The organism is Methylomonas rosea (assembly GCF_024505055.1).
GTDB classification, from domain to species: domain Bacteria; phylum Pseudomonadota; class Gammaproteobacteria; order Methylococcales; family Methylomonadaceae; genus Methylomonas; species Methylomonas rosea.
The window spans coordinates 1-642 of the sequence record NZ_JANIBL010000125.1; the positions used below are offsets into that span (position 1 = coordinate 1).

The 642-nt window shown below is 50.5% G+C and carries 1 protein-coding gene; it reads left to right on the forward strand.

Features of this window, described 5'->3' with window-relative positions; translation table 11 throughout:
* Window positions 1-116 precede the first annotated feature (116 nt).
* Window positions 117-642 (forward strand): IS21 family transposase (locus NP589_RS21355; RefSeq protein ID WP_504137424.1); only part of this gene is annotated, 526 nt, incomplete at its 3' end.

The window sequence follows — 642 nt, forward strand, 5'->3', positions numbered from 1 at the left end:
GTTGGCGCCGATTGAAAATTGACCATTTAGAGGGGTTTGTACCGATCGAAAATTGACCAGGTAATCCACGTATCCTGCTTTAGTTTTTAGGCAGGGGCTAATCAAGAGTGTATTACATGTCAACGTACGCAAAAGTTCGACGGTTATTCCATCGTGACCACCTATCCATCAGTGAAATTCAGCGGCGGACCAGTCTGTCGCGCAACACCATCAAATCATGGCTTAAGGAAACCAGCGCCGATGGCTACAAGTATTCCAAAAGACCCCAGGTTAATGGCAAGCTGACGCCGTATATTCCGACCCTGTTGTTGGCTTTGGACGCGGACTCGCGACGCCCTAAGAAGGATCGGCGTACCGCATTGATGTTGTTTGAAGCGATTAAGAAGGACGGCTATACCGGCGGTTATTCCATCCTGACCGACTATGTCCGCCTTTGGCGGAATGGTTCGATCACTGGTTCTGGTAAATCGGCTTTTGTGCCGCTGAAGTTCCAACTCGGCGAAGCCTTCCAATTTGATTGGAGTGAGGAATGGCTGGTGATCGGCGGGATTCATCGCAAAATTCAAGTCGCCCATACCAAGCTCTGTGCCAGTCGCGCCTTCTATCTATCCGCCTATCCCACGCAAACCCAGGAGATGCTGT